At 66.3% G+C, this 22,599-nt stretch carries 25 protein-coding genes; 14 read left to right on the top strand and 11 right to left on the bottom strand.

From position 1 onward, the window contains the following. The first annotated feature begins 20 nt into the window (after positions 1 to 20). Entirely contained in the window at positions 21 to 407 is a 387-nt protein-coding gene (locus tag XI09_RS12960) for a hypothetical protein (RefSeq protein ID WP_271567185.1), read from the top strand. Between the two features lie 97 nt (positions 408 to 504). Here the strand turns inward: XI09_RS12960 and uvrB are convergent, their stop codons facing one another. The 4 genes from uvrB to XI09_RS12940 all read right to left on the bottom strand — a co-directional run bounded on the left by uvrB (position 505) and on the right by XI09_RS12940 (position 5,056). Further along, entirely contained in the window at positions 505 to 3,420 is a 2,916-nt protein-coding gene (gene uvrB, locus XI09_RS12955) for an excinuclease ABC subunit UvrB (RefSeq protein ID WP_271567184.1), read from the bottom strand. A 92-nt stretch (positions 3,421 to 3,512) separates the two neighbouring features. After that, the gene (locus XI09_RS12950; protein WP_271567183.1) at positions 3,513 to 3,743 is read right to left on the bottom strand and encodes a hypothetical protein; all 231 of its coding nucleotides are present in this window, start codon (positions 3,741 to 3,743) and stop codon (positions 3,513 to 3,515) included. 30 nt (positions 3,744 to 3,773) lie between these two features. Beyond that, positions 3,774 to 4,001, bottom strand: coding sequence for a hypothetical protein (locus tag XI09_RS12945; protein ID WP_027548436.1), 228 nt, complete (start codon positions 3,999 to 4,001; stop codon positions 3,774 to 3,776). Between the two features lie 137 nt (positions 4,002 to 4,138). Continuing rightward, positions 4,139 to 5,056, bottom strand: a complete 918-nt coding sequence (locus XI09_RS12940; protein ID WP_271567192.1) for a LysR substrate-binding domain-containing protein — start codon at positions 5,054 to 5,056, stop codon at positions 4,139 to 4,141. 264 nt (positions 5,057 to 5,320) lie between these two features. Between XI09_RS12940 and XI09_RS12935 the strand changes: the two genes are divergently transcribed. From XI09_RS12935 to XI09_RS12925, 3 genes are all read left to right on the top strand, one after another. Next, the gene (locus XI09_RS12935) at positions 5,321 to 6,100 is read left to right on the top strand and encodes a sulfite exporter TauE/SafE family protein (protein ID WP_271567182.1); all 780 of its coding nucleotides are present in this window, start codon (positions 5,321 to 5,323) and stop codon (positions 6,098 to 6,100) included. After that, positions 6,097 to 6,327, top strand: a complete 231-nt coding sequence (locus tag XI09_RS12930) for a hypothetical protein (protein WP_271567181.1) — start codon at positions 6,097 to 6,099, stop codon at positions 6,325 to 6,327. Before XI09_RS12935 ends, XI09_RS12930 begins: the two co-directional genes overlap by 4 nt. Before the next feature lie 158 nt (positions 6,328 to 6,485). Then, the gene (locus XI09_RS12925; protein WP_271567180.1) at positions 6,486 to 7,184 is read left to right on the top strand and encodes a glutathione S-transferase family protein; all 699 of its coding nucleotides are present in this window, start codon (positions 6,486 to 6,488) and stop codon (positions 7,182 to 7,184) included. A 186-nt stretch (positions 7,185 to 7,370) separates the two neighbouring features. Here XI09_RS12925 and XI09_RS12920 read toward each other — a convergent pair whose 3' ends face one another. Further along, positions 7,371 to 7,571: a cysteine-rich CWC family protein gene (locus XI09_RS12920; RefSeq protein ID WP_271567179.1), complete on the bottom strand. Its 201-nt coding sequence runs from the start codon at positions 7,569 to 7,571 to the stop codon at positions 7,371 to 7,373. Positions 7,572 to 7,685: 114 nt separating this feature from the next. On the opposite strand from XI09_RS12920, the gene XI09_RS12915 reads away from it, so the two are divergent. The 3 genes from XI09_RS12915 (at position 7,686) to XI09_RS12905 (ending at position 10,930) form a co-directional block, all read left to right on the top strand. Next, positions 7,686 to 9,248, top strand: coding sequence for a DUF1800 domain-containing protein (locus XI09_RS12915; protein ID WP_271567178.1), 1,563 nt, complete (start codon positions 7,686 to 7,688; stop codon positions 9,246 to 9,248). 2 nt (positions 9,249 to 9,250) lie between these two features. Continuing rightward, positions 9,251 to 10,468 (top strand): DUF1501 domain-containing protein, encoded by a 1,218-nt coding sequence (locus XI09_RS12910; protein ID WP_271567177.1) that lies wholly within the window; start codon positions 9,251 to 9,253, stop codon positions 10,466 to 10,468. A gap of 138 nt (positions 10,469 to 10,606) precedes the next feature. Continuing rightward, on the top strand, positions 10,607 to 10,930 hold the full coding sequence (locus XI09_RS12905; RefSeq protein ID WP_092189875.1) for an antibiotic biosynthesis monooxygenase family protein: 324 nt from the start codon (positions 10,607 to 10,609) through the stop codon (positions 10,928 to 10,930). Positions 10,931 to 10,946: 16 nt separating this feature from the next. Here the strand turns inward: XI09_RS12905 and XI09_RS12900 are convergent, their stop codons facing one another. The 6 genes from XI09_RS12900 to XI09_RS12875 form a co-directional block, all read right to left on the bottom strand. Beyond that, positions 10,947 to 11,888 (bottom strand): aldo/keto reductase, encoded by a 942-nt coding sequence (locus XI09_RS12900; protein WP_271567176.1) that lies wholly within the window; start codon positions 11,886 to 11,888, stop codon positions 10,947 to 10,949. Positions 11,889 to 12,141: 253 nt separating this feature from the next. Continuing rightward, positions 12,142 to 12,597 (bottom strand): GNAT family N-acetyltransferase, encoded by a 456-nt coding sequence (locus tag XI09_RS12895; protein ID WP_271567175.1) that lies wholly within the window; start codon positions 12,595 to 12,597, stop codon positions 12,142 to 12,144. Positions 12,598 to 12,669: 72 nt separating this feature from the next. Next, on the bottom strand, positions 12,670 to 13,476 hold the full coding sequence (locus XI09_RS12890; protein ID WP_271567174.1) for a PAS-domain containing protein: 807 nt from the start codon (positions 13,474 to 13,476) through the stop codon (positions 12,670 to 12,672). A 127-nt stretch (positions 13,477 to 13,603) separates the two neighbouring features. Beyond that, complete coding sequence (locus XI09_RS12885) at positions 13,604 to 13,798, bottom strand: hypothetical protein (RefSeq protein ID WP_271567194.1); 195 nt, start codon at positions 13,796 to 13,798, stop codon at positions 13,604 to 13,606. 37 nt (positions 13,799 to 13,835) lie between these two features. Continuing rightward, a complete protein-coding gene (locus XI09_RS12880; protein WP_007596747.1) occupies positions 13,836 to 14,012 on the bottom strand; it encodes a hypothetical protein in 177 nt (58 codons plus the stop codon). 157 nt (positions 14,013 to 14,169) lie between these two features. Beyond that, complete coding sequence (locus tag XI09_RS12875) at positions 14,170 to 14,820, bottom strand: glutathione S-transferase family protein (protein WP_092189885.1); 651 nt, start codon at positions 14,818 to 14,820, stop codon at positions 14,170 to 14,172. Positions 14,821 to 15,463: 643 nt separating this feature from the next. On the opposite strand from XI09_RS12875, the gene XI09_RS12870 reads away from it, so the two are divergent. The 7 genes from XI09_RS12870 (at position 15,464) to XI09_RS12840 (ending at position 22,302) form a co-directional block, all read left to right on the top strand. Further along, entirely contained in the window at positions 15,464 to 16,666 is a 1,203-nt protein-coding gene (locus tag XI09_RS12870) for a pyridoxal phosphate-dependent aminotransferase (protein ID WP_271567173.1), read from the top strand. A gap of 425 nt (positions 16,667 to 17,091) precedes the next feature. After that, positions 17,092 to 17,574 carry a DUF992 domain-containing protein gene (locus tag XI09_RS12865; RefSeq protein ID WP_271567172.1) on the top strand — a complete coding sequence of 161 codons (483 nt, stop codon included), beginning with the start codon at positions 17,092 to 17,094 and terminating at the stop codon, positions 17,572 to 17,574. 319 nt (positions 17,575 to 17,893) lie between these two features. Beyond that, positions 17,894 to 19,942 (top strand): elongation factor G, encoded by a 2,049-nt coding sequence (locus XI09_RS12860; RefSeq protein ID WP_271567171.1) that lies wholly within the window; start codon positions 17,894 to 17,896, stop codon positions 19,940 to 19,942. A gap of 444 nt (positions 19,943 to 20,386) precedes the next feature. Then, positions 20,387 to 20,590, top strand: a complete 204-nt coding sequence (locus XI09_RS12855) for a hypothetical protein (RefSeq protein WP_271567191.1) — start codon at positions 20,387 to 20,389, stop codon at positions 20,588 to 20,590. After that, positions 20,569 to 20,709, top strand: a complete 141-nt coding sequence (locus XI09_RS12850; RefSeq protein ID WP_271567193.1) for a hypothetical protein — start codon at positions 20,569 to 20,571, stop codon at positions 20,707 to 20,709. The genes XI09_RS12855 and XI09_RS12850 overlap by 22 nt, the downstream gene beginning before the upstream one ends. A 70-nt stretch (positions 20,710 to 20,779) precedes the next feature. Further along, entirely contained in the window at positions 20,780 to 21,619 is an 840-nt protein-coding gene (locus XI09_RS12845) for a shikimate dehydrogenase (protein ID WP_271567170.1), read from the top strand. Positions 21,620 to 21,675: 56 nt separating this feature from the next. Next, the gene (locus XI09_RS12840; RefSeq protein WP_271567169.1) at positions 21,676 to 22,302 is read left to right on the top strand and encodes a hypothetical protein; all 627 of its coding nucleotides are present in this window, start codon (positions 21,676 to 21,678) and stop codon (positions 22,300 to 22,302) included. Positions 22,303 to 22,599 lie beyond the last annotated feature (297 nt).

Genomic DNA, 22,599 nt, shown 5'->3' with positions numbered 1-22,599 from the left:
TGTCATCAGGGAGACGTGCCATGGCCGCCACGATCGCCGCGAGAAAGTCCCGCCTGCACAACGCACTCGAAGGCCTCGCGCTGACCGCGACCCTCCAGAGCTTCCCGACCTTCGCCACCGCCGCGATGCTGCTCAAGCTGCTCGGCAACCATGACCTCGTCGGCGATCCCGGCGTCGCCATCTTCGTCGCAATCGCCTCGCTCGCCCACGCGCTCGTCGCGGTGGCCTTCGGGCCGAGCTTCCCCGCCTTCTTCAAGACCGTCTACGAACCGAAGTTCTTCGAGGCCCATTTGTCGCTCGCCGACAAGATCACCGCCTGGCGCACCCAGCCGGTCGCCTCGCTCCAGCTCGTGACCATCGTGCTGCTGCTGTCGGTGATGGCGGTGGTGACGGCGAGCGTGGGGTGAGGGGCGCGAGGATCTCTCGTCTCGTCATTCCGGGGCGCCGCAAAGCGGCGAGCCCGGAATCCATAGCCACGGCTGGTGCGGGTGATACTGCGCCGCCCTATCTTTTCTTCCACCCGCCGCGATGTCCCGGCGCGCCGCCGCTGGAGCGCGGGGTGGGGCCGAACTCCGGCCCCGACTGCCGCGAGTCGGTCGGCTGGATGATCCGGCTCTCGCCGCCGAACGGTTTTGACGGCAGCGCGCGGTTCTCGCGGTAGGGCAACGACTCCGGGCCGTGCATCTCGTCGAGATGCGGCTTGTGCACCTTCGAGCCGCTGCCGCCGCCGCTGGCCGTCAGCGCCGAGCTCACGGTCTTCTTCTTCATGGCGCTGACCGGCAGGTTGGCGGCGTCGCCGTATTTCTTCGTGCCGGCATAGGCGCCGGCCTTGCCCTGCACGGTGCGCTGCTTTGCGGTGGGGTCGTCGACCACCGCGAGCTCGGTGGCGCGCAGGCGCTTGACCTCGTCGCGCAGGCACGCGGCTTCCTCGAAGTTCAAATCGGCGGCGGCCTCGCGCATCCGGGTTTCGAGATCGGCGAGCACGGCTTCGAAATTGTGGCCGATCGAGATGACGTCGTCGGTCATGTCGTGGCCGCCGACCTCGACCAGCACGTGGTCGCGCTCGTAGACGGAGTTGAGGATGTCGCCGATCTGCTTCTTCACGCTCTCCGGCGTGATGCCGTTGGCGGTGTTGTATTCGACCTGCTTCTCGCGGCGCCGGTTGGTCTCGGCGATGGCGCGCTCCATCGACCCGGTCATCTGGTCGGCATAGAGGATCACCTTGCCGTCGACGTTGCGCGCGGCGCGGCCGATGGTCTGGATCAGCGACGTCTCGCTGCGCAGAAAGCCTTCCTTGTCGGCATCGAGAATGGCGACCAGCGCGCATTCGGGAATGTCGAGGCCTTCGCGCAAGAGGTTGATGCCGACCAGCGCGTCGAACGCGCCGAGCCGCAAGTCGCGGATGATCTCGATGCGCTCGATGGTGTCGATGTCCGAGTGCATGTAGCGGACTCGAATGCCCTGCTCGTGCAGATACTCCGTGAGGTCCTCCGCCATGCGCTTGGTCAGCACCGTGATCAGCGAGCGATAGCCGGCCTGCGCGGTGGCACGCACCTCGCCGACGAGATCGTCGACCTGGGTGCGGGCGGGGCGGATATCGACGGGCGGATCGATCAGCCCGGTCGGGCGAATGACCTGCTCGACGAACACGCCGCCGCTCTCGTTCAGCTCCCAGCCGCTCGGCGTCGCCGATACCGCGATGGTCTGCGGCCGCATCATGTCCCACTCCTCGAAGCGCAAGGGGCGGTTGTCCATGCAGGAGGGCAGGCGGAAGCCGTATTCGGCCAGCGTCGCCTTGCGGCGGAAGTCGCCGCGGAACATGGCGCCGATCTGCGGGACGGTGACGTGGCTCTCGTCGGCGAAGATCAGCGCATTGTCGGGCACGTATTCGAACAGCGTCGGCGGCGGCTCGCCGGGCCGGCGGCCGGTGAGATAGCGCGAATAGTTCTCGATGCCGGCGCAGCTTCCCGTCGCCTCCATCATCTCGAGGTCGAAGGTGGTGCGCTGCTCCAGCCGCTGCGCCTCCAAAAGGCGGCCCTGGTCGTGCAGCTGGTCGAGCCGCTGCTTCAGCTCTGATTTGATCGACTTGATCGCCTGCACCAGCGTCGGGCGCGGCGTCACATAGTGCGAGTTGGCGTACATCTTGATGAATTCGAGCTCGTCCTGCTTGTGGCCGGTGAGCGGATCGAACTCCTCGATGGTCTCGATGGTGTCGCCGAACAAATTCACGCGCCAGGCCCGGTCCTCATAGTGCGCCGGGAAGATGTCGATGACGTCGCCCCTGACCCGGAAGGTGCCGCGGGTGAAGTCGGCCTGGGTGCGCTTGTACTGGAGCGCGACGAGGTCGGCGATGAGCTGGCGCTGGTCGATGCGCTCGCCCTTCTTCAGCGCAAACGTCATCGCGGTGTAGGTCTCGACCGAGCCGATACCGTAGATGCAGGACACCGAGGCGACGATGATGACGTCGTCGCGTTCGAGCAGCGCGCGCGTCGCCGAGTGGCGCATGCGATCGATCTGCTCGTTGATGGAGGAATCCTTCTCGATATAGGTATCGGTGCGCGGAACGTAGGCTTCCGGCTGGTAGTAGTCGTAATACGAGACGAAATACTCGACCGCGTTGTCGGGGAAGAAGTTCTTGAACTCGCCATAGAGCTGGGCGGCCAGCGTCTTGTTCGGCGCCAGGATCAGGGCCGGGCGCTGCGTCGCCTCGATCACCTTGGCCATGGTGTAGGTCTTGCCGGAGCCGGTGACGCCGAGCAGCACCTGCGAGCGATCGTTGCGCTCGATGCCTTCGACCAGCTCGGCGATCGCGGTCGGCTGGTCGCCGCGCGGCTCGTAGTGCGATTTGATCTCGAAGCGCACGCCGCCTTCGGACTTCTCCGGCCGCGGCGGCCGGTGCGGCGTCCACACCTTCATGGAGCCGTCGTCCTTGCGGAACTCCGGCCGGCCCTCGCGGATCAGCGACTCCAGCGCATCGGCGGTGGCCTTGACGCCGAGCGCCTCCATCTTGGAGCGCGGCGGCCGTGCCAGCGCTTCGGCATCGTCCTCCTCGGTGGGAAGACCGAGCTGCCGCGCCAGTTCCGGATCGAGCGTCGGGATCGTGGCCGCGGTGCCGTAATTGGCCTGCGGCGCCTCGTCCAGTCCCGCCGGGCGGTCGCTGGAGAAGTCTTTCGGCGTGGAGGCGCGCGCGCGATGCGCGGCGGCCTCGCCTCCGGCGCGGCGGTCGCGCGAATTATCCGGCGGCGGCTGGAGGCCGGTGCCGGATCCAAGCCCGGCATCGCCGCGGTTGATGGCGGGATTGAGCAACTCGGCCAGCGCCGGCCCGATCGGCTGCACGTCAGGCCGGTGCGCCTTCGAGTTCGGGGCCTTGGTCTTGGGGGATTTGCCGGATTTTTCGGAGGATGCAGGTTTCTTCGCCATGAGGCGAATATGGGACGAGTCCGCCCCTCAGGAAAGGGCGAATGCCCGTCCGTGCTCACACTGCTGACAGCAGGTTGGCAGCAGGCGCTGGATCACGCCACTGGCAGCGGCCCCCCGTCGTCCCCGGCCGCCTGGTGCGGCTTGAGGATGTCGAGGTGGATCCCGCCGCAACCGGTGCAGCGCATGGTCCAGTACTCGCACCCGGCGCGGCCGCCGATCACGCGGAGCACCGTGAGCTCGCCGTCGCATTCCGGACAATTCGACAGAACGGTGCGGGCGTAGATCCGAGGCCGCGTTGCGTCGTCGAATTCGATGACTGACATGACCGGTTCCCCTTTGCTGTCCCTGACCGATTATTCGTCGTCGCTGTCGTCCGCCCGCCGGCGGAAGCGATCGATGTGGTGCTTGGCATCGGCGATCGCGGCGTCGCGATCGGGCCAGGCGAAGCCGACTTCCATGGCCGGAAACAGCACGCCGTCGATGGCAACCGGGCTGAAATCGGCGCGCCGGATGCGGGCGTGCCACAGCCCCTTGCCAGCTTCGAAGGATTCGATGTCAAAGCCGTCGTAGATGGTCGTCATTGGTAGTCCCCAGAGTGTCTTGTTCGAGTCTCTTGCTCGAGTGCCTTGTTGGAGGGGCAGGGGACCACGTTTGCGGATTTCAGGATGTGAAGCCGTTCACAAGGGACGGGGTTTTTTGCCCGCGGAGCCGCCGAATTTCAGTTTCGTGGCGAGGTGCGGCCGGTCCGCCTCACCGGGCGGGCGGCAGGTTCCGACGCCGCGCGCATGATCCAGCGGCGGAACGCGGCGAAATCGCGCTGCTCGGTCTGGAAGCTGCGATAGACCAGGTACCAGCGCATGCCCTTGGGCACCGAGAGGTCGAACGGCGCCACCAGGCGTCCGGCGGCGAGATCGTCGTCGATATAGGGCCGGATGCCCATGGCGATGCCGAGCCCGTCGGCAGCAGCCTGGAGCGCCTGACCGTAGAACTGGAACTCCGGCCCGCGCGCATTGATGCGGGCGAGGTTGGCGGCCTTCAGCCAGATCGGCCAGTCCTCGGCTGAATGCGCGACGCGGATCAGGCTGGGTCCCCTGAGATCGGCCGGCCGCTTCAGGCTCGCGGCGAGACGGGGCACGCAGACCGGCGTGAGATCGCCGGCGAACAGCGGTTCGGCGACGAGCCCGGGCCAGTCGCCGGTGCCGAGCTTGATGCCGCAGCTCCAGTCCTCGCCGAACGGCACCGATGCGCCGCCGGTGGTGAAGCGCACCTCGATGTCGGGCTCCTCGTTGCGAAACTCCGACAGGCGCGGGATCAGCCAGCGCATCGCAAAGGTGTGGCCGACGCCGATGGTGAGCACGCGGACGCTGGAGGGCGCCGTCACCTGCGCGGTGAGGCTGGCCAGCGCATCGAAGATCGGCGTCAGCCCGCTCTGATAGGCGCGTCCCGCCTGCGTCAGCACCAGCCTGTTGGCCTTGCGCTCGAACAGCGCGACGCCGAGCCGCTGCTCGAGCAGATGCACCATGCGGCTGACGGCGGCCGCCGACACGTTCAGCTCGACGCCCGCCGCAGCAAAGCTGCCGGTCCGCGCCGCCGCCTCGAATGCCTTGATGCCGTTGAGAAACAGCAGCCGCCGCAAATGACCGACCCTCAGGAAAGCTGATGCCAGGGCAAGATAACTCAGTTTGCGCGAGGGGAGCAAGCGAGGCACGCTCTCTTTCGCCTCTCCCCGCGTGCGGGGAGAGGCCGACACGCGAAGCGTGGCGGGTGAGGGGGAGCCTCCGCGAGTCGCACTGCCACTATGATTGCGGATGCAGCCCCTCACCCCACCCTCTCCCCGCAAGAGCGGGGCGAGGGAGACGAACAGCTTGCGTTCCTGACGTGCCACCACAGGAGACCCCACGTGACGCCCATCATGATCGCTGCCCTTGGATTGCTGATGGTCGCCACCGCGTTCCTGTCGGGGCTGTTCGGCATGGCGGGCGGGCTGATCCTGATCGGCGTGCTGCTGGCCTTGATGCCGCTGCCGACGGCGATGGTGCTGCATGCGATCACGCAGATGGCCTCGAACGGCTGGCGTGCCTTCCTGTGGCGCGCGCATATCCGCTGGCGGCCGGTCGCGAACTATATGGTCGGCGCTACCATCGCGCTCGCGGCCTGGTCGCTCACCCGCTACGTGCCTGATAAGCCGATGGCGCTGCTGCTGCTCGGCATCACCCCGTTCATGGCGCGGCTGCTGCCGACGAACATCAAGCCGGACCCTGACAGGCTCTGGCAGGGCACCGTCTATGGCACGATCTGCATGGGCTTGATGCTGATGACCGGCGTCTCGGGGCCGCTGCTCGACACCTTCTTCCTCGGCGGCGATTTCGGCCGGCGCGAAAAGGTGGCGACGAAGGCGATGTGCCAGCTCGTCAGCCATTTCACCAAGCTGATCTATTTCGGCGGCATCATCGACCAGGCGGCGAGCCTCGATCCCGTGCTCGCCGGCGTCGCGATCCTCGCGTCCATGCTCGGCACGACGCTGGCGCGCCGCATTCTCGAAGCCATGACCGACCAGCAATTCATGGCCTGGTCGAACAAGCTGATCACCACCATCGCCTGCTACTACATCGCCTATGGCGGCTGGCTCCTGGTTCGGACCCCGGTGCTGGCGGCCTTCGACAAGGGAGGTTTGCAATGAGCGAGACCGTCGATCCGCTGGTGCTGGACTTCGTCGAATGGGTCGCGCGCGAGCCGCGCGCCTATGCCGAGGTGGTCTCGACCTGGAGGACCTCGTGCCCGCGCCTCACCATCTGGGAAGACGCCGCCGACCGCGGCTACGTCGCCCGCGAGACGGTTGCCGGCCTCGGGCTGGTCATCGCGGTGACGGAGGATGGCGAGAGGTTGTTGCGCACGAACGGGCGGTAGTTTCTTCGCCCTCTCCCCGTAAGAACGGGGAGAGGGCGAAGACGCAGCGCGCATCTCTCTCCACATCGTCATTGCGAGCGCCAGCGAAGCAATCCAGAATGTCTCCGCGGCGGCAGTCTGGATTGCTTCGCTGCGCTCGCAATGACGGAGCACCAACCATGTCACTCAAACTCTTCGAACTCGTCGGCACAGACCCGGCACGCCCCTTCAGCCCGTATTGCTGGCGCACGCGGATGGCGCTGGCGCACAAGGGACTGGCGGCGGAATCGCTGCCCTGGCGCTTCACCGAGAAGAGCGCGATCGCGCCGCACGGCTCGGAGAAGGTCCCGGTGCTCCTGCACGATGACAAGCCGGTGGTCGATTCCTGGGCGATCGCGAACTATCTCGAAGACACCTTTCCGGATCGCCCGTCGCTGTTCGGCGGCGAGGGCGGCCGCGCCATGGCGCGCATGATCAACGCCTTCGGCGACATCGCCATCGTCGGCGGCATCTTTCCGCTGATCATCGCCGACATCCCGAAGAATCTCGCCGACGTCGATGCCGCCTATTTCCGCAGGTCGCGCGAGGCGCGCTTTGGCGGCAAGACGCTGGAAGAGATCATGGCCAGCCGCGATGCCGGCGTGATCGCCTTCCGCAAATCGCTCGAAGTCATGCGGCAGACATTCAAGACGCAAGCCTATCTCGGCGGCAGTGCGCCGAACTACGCCGACTACATCGTGTTCGGCGGTTTTCAATGGGCGCGGGTGGTGAGCCCGTTCAAGCTGCTGGAGGCGGATGATCCGGTCTATGCGTGGCGCGAGAAGCTGCTCGATGCGTTCGACGGCATGGCGCGGACATCGCCGGGATTTGCGGTGTAGGGCGTACTTCCCAGCGTCGTCCCGGCGAAGGCCGGGACCCATACCGCGTAATCTATCGGTTGCGAACGGTCGGAGTACCGAGCGGCCAGTCTTCGCCAAATCTCTCCCTGTGGTTATGGGTCCCGGCTTTCGCCGGGACGACCCCGAGAGTGTCGTGGCGGACCTGCGTATCACTAATAGCGTTGCCTACTCTGCAGCGCCCGCCGCCGCCGCCTTGCGCAGACACTCCCGGCACAAGCAATCCTCGCCCTTCACCGGCATCGGCAGTCGCGCGGTTTCCTCCGCGCACCAGCAGGTGCCTGAGAGGTCGCAACCGAACTCGGTGCCGCAGCGGGGACAGGCGAGGCGGCGCGGTTCCTGCATTGAGGATTCTTTCGGAATTATCATGATTTGCGCAAAAGCTGTGCCGTCATTTTCATGTCGGGTTCATCTCCCGCTGCGGTATATTATCCGCCGCGCACAGACCAGGAAAGCGGTTGGCAATCCGCGAAGGACAAATCGATGGCCCGCGATTCGCAAGCCGCCCTCGTTGCGCTCAACCGTTTCGGCTTCGGCGCCCGCGGCGGGGCATCCGGCGATCTGATCAACGCGGCGTCCGATCCGCGCGGTTTCGTGAAGGCGGAACTGGCGCGCCCCAACGGCGTGCTGCTGGAGGCGCCCGGCCTGCAATCGACGCCGCAGCTGGGCCAGGCCGTGTTCGCCTATCAGGACCAGGTCAAGCAGGCGCGTGAGGCGGCCGCCAAGGTCGGCGCGCCGCCCGAGGCGCCGCCACCGCAGCCGCCGGCCGATCAGAAGCCCGGGCCGCGCCGCAATCTCTCGCTGAACACGGCTGCGACCGAGATCGCCGGCCAGATGACCGATGCGAAGCCGGCCGACGCTGCGGCGAAGCCCGAGACCATGCAGCCGAACACGGCCGCACCGCCGGCCGGCAAGCCGGCACCGCAGCCGCTCAACGTGATCCAGAAAACCTTTCGCACTGAAGCACTGGCGCGCTTGCAGCGTGCGACGCTGGTCGAATGCGGCTTCACCGAGCGGCTCGTCGTGTTCTGGTCCAACCATTTCTGCATCTCCGCGAGCAAGGGCGAGCTTGCGCGGATCTGGGCCGGCGCGTTCGAGCGCGAGGCGATCCGCCCGCACGTGCTCGGGCGCTTCGCTGACATGCTCAAGGCGGTCGAGCAGCATCCGGCCATGCTGTTCTTTCTCGACAACCAGCAATCGCTCGGGCCGGACTCGCGCGCGGGGCAAAACCGCAAGCGCGGGCTGAACGAAAATCTCGCGCGCGAGATCATGGAGCTGCATACGCTCGGCGTCGGCGGCGGCTACACGCAGGAGGACGTCACCTCGCTCGCGCGCATCATCACGGGCTGGACCTTTGCCGGAAGGCAAGGCGGGCTCGGCACACCCGGCTCCTTCGCCTTCAACGTCAATGCGCACCAGCCCGGGCCGCAAGTGCTGCTCGGCAAGACCTATGAGCCGACGGGGCTGGCCCAGGGCGAGGCGGCGCTCGCCGACATCGCCCGGCATCCGTCGACCGCGAATTTCATCGCGACCAAGCTCGTCCGTCATTTCGTCGCCGATGATCCGCCTCAGGCATTGGTCGCGCGCCTGCGCGACGTCTTCGTCAAGACCGACGGCGATCTCAAGGCGATGGCGACGGCGCTGGTCGATTCCGACGAGGCCTGGAAGGCGCCGCTGACCAAGATGCGCTCGCCTTACGACTTCGTGGTCGCGAGCGGCCGGCTGCTCGCGCGCGTGCCGGAGGATCCCGGCGGCTATCTCAACAATCTCAACCTGCTCGGCCAACCGCTGTGGTCGCCGGCCGGTCCCAACGGTTTCCCGGACACCAGCGCCGCATGGGCGGCGCCCGAAGGCATGAAGCTGCGGCTCGACATCGCCGCGCAGATGGGCGCGCGGCTCGGCAACAATATCGACCCGCTCGACCTCCTGGAATTCGCAGCAGCAGACGCGGCCTCCATTGAAACGCGACGGACGATCGAGCGCGCGGAATCGCGCCAGCAGGCGCTGGCGCTGCTGCTGATGTCGCCGGAAATGCAGAGGAGATGATAATGATCGACTGCGTCGAGAACCGCCTCCTCACCTCGCGCCGCGGCCTCCTGCTCGGCGGCGCCTCCTTCGCGGCCTGGGCCTATTTGCCGAAATTCGCGCGCGCGGCCGACGGTCGTGATCCCCGGCTGATCGTCGTGATCCTGCGCGGCGCGCTCGACGGGCTCTCGACCGTCGCGCCGCTCGGTGACCCCGATTATGCCGGCCTGCACGGATCGATCGCGCTCGCGTCGGACGGCGCGCATCCCGCGATCATGCTCGACACTTTCTTCGCACTGCATCCGGCGATGCCGGAGTTTGCGCGGATGTATCGCGACAAGCACGCTGCGGTGATCCACGCGGTGGCGACTCCTTACCGCGACCGCTCGCATTTCGACGGTCAGGATGTGCTCGAAAGCGGCTATGCCGGCCCCGGCCGGGTGCAATCGGGCTGGCTCAACCGCGCGCTGGAAGCGCTGCCGCGCGGCGAGCGCGTCTCGAGCGGCCTTGCGGTCGGGCCGACCACGCCGCTGGTGCTGCGCGGCAACGCGCCGACCGTCGGCTGGGCGCCGGTCGCGCTGCCGCAGGCCGACGACGACACCGCGATGCGGCTGGTCGATCTCTATCGCCTCCGCGATCCCGCGCTGGCGATGGCCTTGTCGCAAGGCCTCCAGCTCGACAAGGTCGCGAGCGGCGACGACATGAAGCCGAAGGGCGGCAATCAGGTCGCGCAGATGCGCCAGGTGGCGCGCGGCGCGGCAAAGCTGATGGCGGCCGACGACGGCCCGCGCATCGCCGCGCTCGCCTTCGACGGCTGGGATACGCACGCCAATGAAGGCGGCCCGGTCGGCCGCCTCGCTTTCCTGCTCGGCGGGCTCGACGGCGCGCTCGCCGAATTCGAGAGCGGCCTCGGCGAGCGCTGGCGCGACACCGCCGTGATCGTCGCAACCGAGTTCGGCCGCACCGCGCGCATCAACGGCACCGACGGCACCGATCACGGCACCGCCACCGTCGCGCTGCTCGCCGGCGGCGCGGTGAAGGGCGGCCGCGTCATCTCCGACTGGCCCGGCCTCAAGCCCGCCAACCTCTACGAGGCCCGCGACCTCAAGCCGACCACCGACCTGCGCTCGGTGATCAAGGGTGTGCTGCAAGGCCAGTTCGGTCTGTCGGACCGCGTGCTGGCGGAGACAGTGTTTCCGGACAGCGCAAGCGCAAGGCCGATGAAGGGGCTGGTGGCTTAGCCGCCATTCCGGGGCGCGCGTAGCGCGAACCCGGAATCCATACCTCCATACGTTCCGCCGCAAAATGGATTCCGGGCCCGCGCCTTGCGGCGCGTCCCGGAATGACGACATGATGAGCCGAACATCAGGAGACCACCCATGTACATCGCCATGAACCGCTTCCGCGTCGCCAAGGGCTCCGAGGCTGCCTTCGAGCAGGTCTGGCTCTCGCGCGATACCCATCTGGACAAGGTGCCGGGCTTCGTCGAATTCCATCTGCTGCGCGGGCCCGAGCTCGAAGACCACACCCTATACGCCTCGCACACCGTGTGGGCGAATCATGCGGCGTTCGAGGCCTGGACCAAATCGGAGGCGTTTCGCGCGGCGCATCACAAGGCCGGCGACAACAAGCCGCTTTATCTCGGCCATCCGCAATTCGAAGGCTTTGAGGTGATGCAGACGGTCGGGCGCGGCGCCAGGTAGCGCCGCGCTTCAAACGTCAGCCCAGCGTGATCTTGTCGATCTCGGCAAGATCCTCGGCGTTGAGATTCCACGCGATCGCCTTGACGTTCTCCTCGATCTGCTCGACGCGGGTGGCGCCGGCGATCACGCTGGACACTTGCGGGCGTGCGGCGAGCCAGGAGAAGGCGAGTTCGAGCATGCTGTGCCCGCGCGCCTTGGCGAAGGCCTGGAGCTTCTCGACGATGTCCTCGTTGCGCGGCGTGACGTAGCGGTCGCGCAGCCGCGGCACCTTGCCGAAGCGGGTGTCATCAGGCGCGCTCTCGCCCTTCCGGTATTTGCCGGTCAGAAGTCCGCTTGCGAGCGGGAAGAACGGCAACAGGCCGAGCTTGTATTCCCGCACGGCCGGCAGCAGATCCTTCTCGATGTCGCGCACCACCAGGGAATATTCGTCCTGGCAGGAGACGAAGCGGCTGACATTCATCGCGCGTGCGACGTACTCCGCCTCGGCGACCCGCCAGGCCGGAAAGTTCGAATTGCCGATGTAGCGGACCTTGCCCTGCCGGACGAGATCGTCGAGTGCGCGCAAGCTCTCCTCGATCGGCGTCAGCGGGTCGTAGTCGTGCTGCTGGTAGAGATCGATGTAATCGGTCTTCAGCCGCTTCAGGCTCGCTTCCACCGCGTCCATGATGTAGCGGCGCGAAGCGCCCTGCTTGGTTCCGTCCTCCGCCATCGGCTTGGAATATTTCGTCGCCAGCACGATGTCCTTGCGGCGATCGCCCAGGACAGTGCCGAGCACGTTTTCCGAGCCGCCCATGTTCGAATAGATGTCGGCGGTGTCGAACAGCGTGATGCCGAGGTCGAGCGCGCGATGGATCACCTTGCGCGAGGTCTCGAGGTCGGTGCGCTGGCCGAAATTGTTGCAGCCGAGCCCGACCGCAGACACGCGAAGGCCGGAGGCGCCGAGATTGCGAATTTCCATGGGAGGTCCTGTCAGATGAGCAGCGGCGCATTGTGACCACCGTGCGCCGCAGCAGCAAGCTGCTCACCGCGCTGCTGCCATGCCGACAGAGCGGACAAAAAAATGCGGCCCCTGTCAGACGCGGCGACTGACGGGGACCGCTTTGGGGCGCTTGATCGGTGACGGGGGGCCTGATCAGACGCAGGTATGAGCGTAGTCCCGCTATGTAACGCGCCGGTGACAGCGGGAGTTATCCACAGGATGTGTGCGGGGATCAGAACAGCTTGCGATAGACGATGAAGCCGGACCGCTCCGCGACCTTGTCGTACAGGCGCTGCGCCGTGACGTTGGTCTCGTGCGTCTGCCAGTAGACCCGCGGCGATCCCGCCAGTTTCGCCCGCTCGTACACGCCATGGATCAATGCCGAGGCAACGCCCTTGCCGCGCGCGGCCTCCAGCGTGAACAGGTCCTGCAAATAGCAGGACGGCTCGATCGCGGTGGTGCTGCGATGGAACAGGTAGTGCGTCAGCCCGAGCAGCCGGCCGTCGCTTTCGGCGACCAGCGCGTGCACGGGTTCATAGGCGTCGAAGAAGCGCTGCCACGTCATCCGCGTGATCTCGCCAGCGAGCGCGGTCGGGCCCGAACGGCCGTAGAAGGCGTTGTAGCCGTCCCACAGCGGCAGCCATTGATCGTAGTCCTGCTTGGTGACGGAGCGAACGGTGAGCGACATCTGGAAATTCCGCGATCGATGAGGTGACCTTCATACGTGATGAAGGGCGCGTCGATCAATCGCGCTGTGACGCTATTCAGCGACGCGCAAGTACCGGATCAGCTTGCGGCTCGTGGGATCGCGCAGCGAGCGGTAGTAGTCGGCGCGCGAGGGCGCATCGGTGTGGCGCACGAGGTCGGTCACCGGGGTGTAGCTCAGCATGCGCCCGCCATCGGGCAGCGCGGCGCAGACGAAGCGCAGCACTTCGCCGCTGCGCAAGGCGATGTTGATCGGCGTGGCATCGCCGATCCGCACCATCTCCATGCGCTGCGCGATGAAGCTGCCGAGCTCGTCCTCCGGCAGCTCGAACGCGCCGGTGTCGCGGCCGTGATACATCAGCGCGATGAAGGGCGGCTTGCCGTCGGCGATGTCGTCCGGCACCGCGAAATAATCACGGAACGCGCGGTTGATGAATTCGGCGCGCGTCTCGGCATCGAGCAGCACGATGCCGATATCGACCTGGTCGAGCGCGGCCGACAGCCGCGCGGCGGTGGCGTGGCTCTGGCGCTCGGCGGCAAAGGTGTCGAGCAGCCGTTCGCGCATCAGGCCGGTGATGCCTGCGGTGCCGGCGGTCGTCACTGCGAGGAGGCCGATCTGGACCAGATCCGCGGTTGCATGGAAGGGCGCTACGCGGTGGGTGAGGAAGAGCAGCGCCGCGCCGATGACGGCGAGGGCCGCGCTGGCGATGGCGGAGGCGAAACCCGACAGCGCGCCGGCAAGCGCCACGATGCAGACGAACAGCGGCGCGGGCGAGGGGACAGAGCGATCGAACAGGATCGCCAGCAGCAGGGTCGCCGCTGTCAGCACCGGACCGCAGATTGCACGCCATCCGAGTCGCATGGCCTGTCTCGTTCCTCCCTGAACGAGGTAGGCTGCAATACTGACTGATCGTTGCGCCGGTGTGGTGTGAATTCGTGCGAAGCGCTTAAGGGCGGCTTGCGGCGGCACGCAAAGCTTTCGGAAGATTTTAGACCAAGTGCGCGTGCCTGACGCGTTGCTGAAACGCGGGCGCATTCAGCGTCGAGGTACCCGAGCTCTTGCGCATGCCGGTGAAAATCAACAGCGATGCCGCGACCAGGATGGCCGCAGTCAGGGTGATTGCAACGACTACCACAGGTGACTTCATCGACGTCCTGTCGCGATGCCGGTCGGCGCGGGTCACGCGGCGCCCTGAAGGCTGGTCCAGGATGAAACGGGAATCAGACCGGCAGGCCCATCGCCATGGTCGCCTTGGTCGACAGCACCGTCAGGGTGACGATCAGGCACAGCGAGAGCGCGGCGACGGCGAGCGAGGCCGCGACCGCGTTGGTCAGCCGGGAAGACGAAACGGTAGCGGGTTGGCCCTGAAAGCCTGCCGTGCCGGACGCCCGAATCATGGGTCTAAATCCTTCAACGTGCGAGCGAATCACCCGCGACTTTCCGCAATTTCCCAGTTTCAATCGGCAATATTGCGGCGGCCTTCGCGACGAAAATGGCGGGATTGCGGCAAAGACGACCCTTATGCCCGCTATTTGCCAGAGCGGGCGCGCGCCATCAGGCGCTGGCGGCGATGCTGGCGGGGTCGTCGACGTCGGCCGGCCGCCAGTCCATCGAGACGAAGCCGGGCGCGGCCTCCACGCGCTTCAGCCAGTCCCGGATCGCCGGGAAGGTCGAGAGGTCGAAGTCGCAGCGGTCGGCGAGATGGGTATAGCCGTACAGCGCGATGTCGGCGACCGTGAGCTGGCGCGCGGCAAAATAGGCGTTGGTCTTGAGATGGTTCTCCATCACCTGGAGCGCGCCATAGCCGCGTTCCATCCAGTCCTCCAGCGAATGGGTCTGGAGGTCGCGGCCGCCCTTGACCAGCGACAGCCAGAAATAGGCGGCGCCGATATTCGGCTCGAGCGCGTGCTGCTCGAAGAACATCCATTGAAGCGCCTCGGCACGATCGATGCGGTTCTCCGGCGCGAGCGGTGTGCCGACGGCGACGTACCAGAGGATGGCGTTGGACTCGGCGAGATAACGGTCGCCGCCGACATCGAGCAGCGGCACCTGGCCTGACGGGTTCTTGGACAGAAAGTCCGGCGTACGGCTCTCGCCGCGCAGAATGTCCACCTCGACCGCCTCGTAAGGCAAGTTCAACAGCGCCAGCGCAAGGCGGACCTTGTAGCTGTTGCCGGAGCGTTGCATCGAATAGAGCTTGTACATTCTGGGAGTTCTAAACCGAGGACGGGAAGGCGCGGCGTTTGTTGCCCCGCAACGCGGCTAAACAATGATGCCGATGCGAATCCGCCGCAAGAGCCAGCCAATAGAAAAACTCGAAAACCCTACCGCACTGCAACGCCGCGGAAGATCATTTCCACGCGACGATGCAAATCAGATCACGCTTGCGTCAACGTGGGCGACGCATTGCGCCGTGCATTCGTGAGAGACGGGGAGCAATCAGCGTTAGGGCGGGCGCCGCTACGAAACCAGCGCGTCGTCATGCCCGGGCTTGTCCCGGGCATCCACGTTCTCCGTGCGCCTTGCAAGGCGTGGATGGCCGGGACATAGGCGAGCGCAAGCGACGCCGTCCTTTGGACGGCTATGCCCGGCCATGACGGTGCAGAACTATCGACACGCGCCACGCAAAATTGCTCCGAGGACAGGCCTTGCCGGATATGGGGGATTCGGACGGCAAAGTGACGGAATATTTCGGGAAATCGCGCCTCGAAACGCCGGAATCCGTAAACTTTTGCGAGATCGGGCCGAAGTTTCTTGCGGCGCAGCGGCACACGTTTTAGGGTGGCTCCATTCCCACAATCAGAGTCGTGACGACCCATGGGTTCACGACGCTTGTCAGGAGATGACGATGTCCTTCCTTGCCGCTGCGCTCGACCGTGTGAAGCCGTCCGCGACCATCGCGGTCACGGATAAAGCACGTGCGCTGAAAGCGGCGGGCCGCAACGTCATCGGCCTCGGCGCCGGCGAGCCCGACTTCGACACGCCCGCCAACATCAAGCTGGCGGCGATCCGCGCCATCGAAGCCGGCAAGACCAAGTACACCGCGGTCGACGGCATCCCCGAGCTGAAGGAAGCCATCATCGCGAAGTTTCAGCGCGAGAACGGCGTCGTCTACAAGCCGAACCAGATCATCGTCGGCACCGGCGGCAAGCAGGTGCTCTACAACGCGCTGATGGCGACCATCAATCCGGGCGACGAGGTGATCATCCCCGCGCCCTACTGGGTCAGCTATCCCGAGATGGTGGCGCTCGCCGGCGGCGAGCCGGTGCCGGTGGTCTGCACCGCGGCGACCGGCTTCAAGCTCGGGGCCGAAGCGCTCGAGCGCGCGATCACGCCGAAGACCAAATGGGTGATCCTGTGCTCGCCGTCGAACCCGACCGGCGCTGCCTACACCCGGGCCGAGCTGAAGGCGCTCACCGACGTGCTGGTCAGGCATCCGCATGTGTGGGTGATGACCGACGACATGTACGAGCACCTCGTCTATGACGACTTCCAGTTCACCACGGTCGCGCAGGTCGAGCCCAGCCTCTACGACCGCACGCTCACCGTGAACGGTGTGTCGAAGGCCTATTGCATGACCGGCTGGCGCATCGGCTATGCCGGCGGCCCGGCCCAGCTCATCAAGGCGATGTCCACCATCCAGTCGCAGTCGACCTCGAACCCGTGCTCGATCGCACAGTGGGCCTCGGTGGAGGCGCTGAACGGTCCGCAGGACTTCATCCCCGCCAACAACAAGGTGTTCAAGGAGCGCCGCGACCTCGTCGTCTCCATGCTCAACCAGGCGAACGGCATCGAGTGCCCGCGCCCCGAGGGTGCGTTCTACGTCTATCCGTCCTGCGCCGGCACGATCGGCAAGAAAGCGCCGTCGGGCAATTTGATCTCCAACGACGAGCAGTTCGTCACCGAGCTGCTGGAGACCGAAGGCGTCGCCGTGGTGCAGGGCTCGGCCTTCGGCCTCGGCCCGGCGTTCCGCATCTCCTATGCGACCAAGACCTCGGACCTCGAAGACGCCTGCAAGCGCATCCAGCGCTTCTGCGGCAATTTGCGGTAAGCCGAAGACAGTGCGAATTGGAAAGGCCCGCTTCGGCGGGCCTTTTTGTTTGTGTTTCAACGAGGCGGAGTCGGATGGACTTTTGCTCTGGTTGATATCCTGCACTGCCCCTCACCCGGATTGCTTCGGACGATGCTTCGCATCGCCGGGCGCAATCCGACCTCTCCCCGCAGAAGGGCGGGGAGAGGTTAAGTCGAGCCCGATCACGCGCTCTAATCAATTCTTGCATCGTGAGGGACGCACGGCTCTCTCACTCCCTCGCCCCGTTCTTACGGGGAGAGGGTGGGGTGAGGGGCTCTCTCCGCGAAACCGGTTTTAGATGCGTGCGATCTGGCAACTCCAAAGCTCTTGTGGCATAGACCATCGCGCGCCACTTGTGAGGCGCGTCCTCTCTGCTCGCATCACATTCATCGCCGGAGACATTCATGCGCCGCTCATTTCTCCTTGCCGGGCTCGCCGCCGCCAGCCTCGTTGCCTCCGTCGCAAACGGCGGCGCACAGCAGCAGCGGATGCTGCGGGTCGGCGTGCTCGAATGCCGTGGCGGCGCCAGCGTTGGCTTCATCGTGGGATCGGTGACCAATCTCGGCTGCGTCCTGCGTGCCGACGGTTTGCCGGAGGATCGCTACGTCGCGACCATCCGTAAAGTGGGCCTCGACATCGGCATCACCCAGGAGACCGCGCTCGCCTGGGGCGTGTTTGCGCCGGTGGACCGGCTCGGACCGGGCGACCTCTCCGGCACCTATGCGGGCGCGCAGGGCAGTGCGTCGGTCGGCGTCGGCCTTGGCGGCAACGTGCTGGTCGGCGGCTCCAACAATTCGATCGCGCTCCAGCCGCTCAGCGTGCAGGGCCAGGTCGGCCTCAACGTCGCCGCCGGCCTCGAAAGCCTGGAACTCCGCCCCGGCCGTTAACAACTGTCATTGTAGTTGGGCACGCCCTTGCAGCGGAGCGCTGTTCCACCTCTCCCCAGCGGGGAGAGGTCGGATTGCGCCCGGCGATGCAAAGCATCGTCCGCAGCAATCCGGGTGAGGGGGTGCAACATTCGGTGAGACTGTAACCCCTCACCCGGATCGCATCTTCCGATGCGATCCGACCTCTCCCTTCGGGAGAGGTGGAACACCGACAACGCACCGCAGCGACGTTTGACGCTTGCCAAATCTCGGGGACGGGCAGAGCATCCGCGTTTGCCGACCCAATCATGGGCCGAGCTCCACACCAAGGAGGCGGCGAATGGGACAAGACGTCAGAAGTCCCCGAGGTCCACGGTGCATTGCGCTGGTGGGCCCATTCCAAAGCGGTAAAACTACACTTCTTGAAGCGATACTGGCGCGAACGGGCGCAATCCCGCGTGCCGGCAGCGTCGACGCCGGAACTTCCGTCGGCGACTCCACGCCCGAGGCCCGTTATCACAAGATGACCGTCGGCCTCACTGCCGCCACCACGAGTTTCATGGGCGACAGCTACACCTTCCTCGACTGTCCCGGTTCCGTCGAATTCGCCCAGGACATGCGCGCCGCGTTGCCCGCGGTCGATGCCGCGGTCGTGGTCTGCGAAGCCGACGAGAAGAAGCTGCCCCAGCTTCAGATCATCCTGCGCGAGCTGGAGGAGCTGAAGATTCCGCGTTTCCTGTTCCTCAACAAGATCGACCGCGCCAACAAGCGCATCCGCGAGACACTCGCAACGCTCCAGCCCGCCTCGCGCGTGCCGCTGGTGCTGCGCCAGATCCCGATCTGGAAGGACGAGCTGATCGAGGGCTTCGTCGATCTCGCGCTGGAGCGCGCCTTCATCTATCGCGAGCACAAGGCCTCCGAGGTGATCGCGCTCGAAGGCGGCGATCTCGACCGCGAGAAGGAGGCGCGCTTCTCGATGCTGGAGAAGCTCGCCGACCACGACGATGCGCTGATGGAACAACTCCTCGAAGACATCCAGCCGCCGCGCGATGCCGTGTTCGACGATCTCGCCCGCGAATTGCGCGAAGGGCTGATCTGCCCGGTGCTGCTCGGCGCTGCCGGCCGCGAAAACGGCGTGCTGCGCCTGATGAAGGCGCTGCGCCACGAGGCGCCGGGTGTTGCGGAGACCGCCAAACGTCTCGGCGCCCCCGAGAGCAAGGACGCGCTCGGCTACGTCTTCAAGACGCTGCATTCGCAGCACGGCGGCAAGCTGTCGCTGACGCGGCTGCTCGCCGGCCATCTCGACGACGGTGCCACGCTGCTATCCTCCTCCGGCGGCGCGGGGCGCATCTCCGGCATCCTCGCCGTCAACGGCGCCTACGACACCAAGCGAGCATCGGCGGAAGCCGGCGACACGGTCGCGCTCGCCAAGGTCGATCCGGTCAAGACCGGCGACTTGGTCTCGAGCGGCAAGACCCAGCCGGCAGCGATTGTCGCCGCAGAACCGACATCGGCCGTGCTCGCGATCTCGGTTGCGGCCACCGACCGCAAGGACGACGTCAAGCTCGGCCAGGCGCTGATGCGGCTGCACGAGGAGGATCCCTCGCTCATGGTCGTGCAGAACGCAAAGACCCACGACACCGTGCTGTGGGGCCAGGGCGAGATGCATCTGCGTGTCGCCAGCGAACGCCTGCGCGATCGCTTCGGCGTCAAGGTCACCTCGCATCCGCCCGCGATCGGCTATCAGGAGACCATCCGCAAGCCGATCACCCAGCGCGGCCGTCACAAGAAGCAGTCCGGCGGCCATGGCCAGTTTGGCGACGTCGTGCTCGACATCAAGCCGCTGCCGCGCGGCGACGGCTTCAAATTCGCCGAGAAGGTGGTGGGCGGCGCGGTGCCGCGCAACTACATCCCGGCGGTGGAGGAGGGCGTCGTCGACGGGCTCACGCGCGGTCCGCTCGGTTTCCCCGTCACCGACGTGCAGGTGACGCTGACCGACGGCTCCTATCACAGCGTCGATTCCTCCGATCTCGCCTTCCGCACGGCGGCGCGGGTCGGACTCAACGAAGGCCTGCCGCAATGCCAGCCGGTATTGCTGGAGCCGATCCACGTGGTCGAGATCGTCTGCCCGACGGATGCCACCGCCAAGATCAACGCGATCCTGTCGGCGCGGCGCGGCCAGATCCTCGGCTTCGACACCCGCGACGGCTGGAGCGGGTGGGACTGCGTCCGCGCCATGATGCCGGAGGCCGAGATCGGCGAGCTGATCGTCGAGCTGCGCTCGGCCACCGCCGGCGCCGGCAGCTTCACCCGCACGTTCGACCACATGGCCGAAGTCACGGGCCGCGCCGCCGACCAGATCATCGCCGCGCATCAGCACGCGGCGTGAATCTGTTTCTCGCGCAGTGAGGAACGCACGCTCTCTCACACCCTCTCCCCGTTCTTACGGGGAGAGGGTGTGGTGAGGCGATGCCCTCTCCACCCGTCATCGCGAGCACAGCAAGACCTTAACTCGGTCATCCCCGCGCAACGGCGAAGCCGTTGTCGCTGGAGCTGCGAGTTGCGCAGTGCATTTGCACTGCGCAGCGAGCCTCGAAGGATGCACGGCCGTGCTGCTGCAGCCGGGCCGTCACCCTTCGAGGGCCGCTAAAGGAGCGGCCACCTCAGGGTGACGGAAAGGAAACAAGTGCTCGCTGCTTGATCTGTCATTGCGAGCCACCGGGTCCGCGCAAAGCGCGGCCCGATGACAGGCTCCGCGAAGCAATCCAGACTGTCTCTGCGGAGGCGGTCTGGATTGCTTCGTCGCAAGAGCTCCTCGCAATGACGGAGGAGACTGACGGGCAGCGTGTCGCTGCCGACCATCCAGCGGATGGAGGCCAGCACGGGCAACGTTCGCGGCGTGGTCGAGACTTTGATCAAGGTGGTCGAGGCGTTCGACCGGGCCGGCGTCGAACTGATCGGCGAGCAGGCACGCAGCGACAGCGGCGGACGCGGCGTTCGCCTGGCGCCTCGCCGGTGGTCCGCCGTGCGCTGCTGACCCATGGCGTCACCCCGCCGCGCGCCCGCTATCGCGAGACCATCGGGCGCGCGGTCGCCGACATCAAGGGCGGTGCGGCAAAGCCTGCGGTCGCCTCGGATGGTGCCGCCGCGCACTAGCGGCGCTGGCGCGCTTGACAGAGCCCGCGGGACGCGAAATGGATCGCCTCGGATACGATCCGGGGAGAAGATGACCGTGACCAAGGCTCCCGCAGCCTGTCTGATCGGATGGCCGGCCGCGCATTCGCGCTCGCCGCTGATCCATCATTACTGGCTGCGCACGCTCGGTATCGCCGGCGGCTATGTCATCGAGGCGGTCCCGCCCGACGATCTCCGCGATTTCGTGCTGCGGCTGTCGCTGCGCGGCTTCGTCGGCGCCAACGTCACCATCCCGCACAAGGAGGGCGTGCTGGCGCTGTCGACGCCCGATGCGCGCGCCAAGGCGGTCGGCGCCGCCAACACGCTGTGGTTCGAGGACGGCGAGCTGCGCGCGACCAACACCGACGTCGAGGGCTTCATCAACAATCTCGATGCCAGCGCGCCGGGCTGGGACGCGGCCGAGGAGGCGCTGGTGCTCGGGGCCGGCGGCTCCGCGCGCGCGGTCGTGTTCGGCCTGCGCGAGCGCGGCATCAAGCGCATCCATCTCGCCAATCGCACCATTGCGCGGGCCGAGACGCTGGCGAAGCAGTTCGGGCCGAACGTGCAGCCCGTTACGTGGGACGGGATCAACGACGTGCTGCCGCGCGCAGGACTTCTCGTGAACACGACCTCGCTCGGCATGCATGGGCAGCCTTCACTCGATGTTGATGTTGCGCGCCTGCCGCAGGCCGCCGTCGTCGCCGATCTCGTCTATGTCCCCCTGGTGACGCCGCTGCTCGCCGCAGCAAAGGCACGCGGCCTGCAGACCGCCGACGGTCTCGGCATGCTGCTGCACCAGGCCGTGCGCGGCTTCGAGCTGTGGTTCGGCCGGCGGCCGCGGGTCACGGCCGAGCTGCGTGCATTGGTCGAGGCCGACCTCACAAAGACTTGAAAGAATAGCGCGCGATCTCCGGAGTTCTATGTCCGTGGGGACAATCGGAGACCATCATGCCTGTTCAACGTGCAACTTTCACATGTCCGCTCATCGCCGTCGCGATGGTGGCCGTCTCGAGCCTCTCAGCCTTCGCGCAGAAGGCGCCGGTGCCGACGCGCGTGCGCGGCACGATCGAGAGCGTCGATGGCGACACCCTGCAGGTCAAGTCGCGCAGCGGCGAGGACGTCAAGCTTCACATCGCATCCGATGTGCGTGTGTCCGGTATCACCAGGATCTCGCTCGCCGACATCAAGGCCGGCTCCTTCGTCGGCGCCACCACGGTGCCGGGACCTGACGGCGGCGACAACGCCGTCGAGGTGCATGTGTTTCCCGAGAGCATGCGCGGCACCGGCGAAGGCTCGCGCCCCTACGACCTCAAGCCGAATTCGAGCATGACCAACGCCACGGTGTCGGAGAGCGTGGTCGGCAATGACGGCCATACGCTGCTGGTCAAGTACAAGGACGGCGAGAAGAAGGTGTTCGTCCCCGACAACACGCCGGTGGTGACCTTCGTGCCCGGCGACAGAGCCGATCTGAAGGCGGGCGCCAAGGTGATCGCCTTCATGAAGCAGTTGCCGGACGGCTCGTTCGAGACCAACCGCGTCAATGTCGGGCGCGACGGCCTCACGCCGCCGATGTGAGGGGGCGGCTTATGGTGCGCAACCGCCGCGACAAACTCTGCTGTCGTCCCGGACAAGCGCGCCCTTAGGCGCGCGCAGATCAGGGACCCATAACCACAGGGAGAAGTTGTTGCGCAAAACAGGTCACTCCGAGTCCCCGTAACCACGCCTGCCTGTGGTTATGGGTCCCGGATCAGCGCTCCGCTTCGCTGCGCGTGTCCGGGACGACGATGGCGATTGAGGCGCGTTCTTCGCGCCTCAGCGCCTCATAGTGCGCAACCGCCGCGACAAACTCTGCTGTCGTCCCGGACAAGCGCG

The organism is Bradyrhizobium sp. CCBAU 11386 (assembly GCF_028128955.1).
Lineage (GTDB): Bacteria > Pseudomonadota > Alphaproteobacteria > Rhizobiales > Xanthobacteraceae > Bradyrhizobium.
Note: the sequence above shows the minus strand (reverse complement) of the source record. Positions and strands in the feature narration are given on the sequence as shown.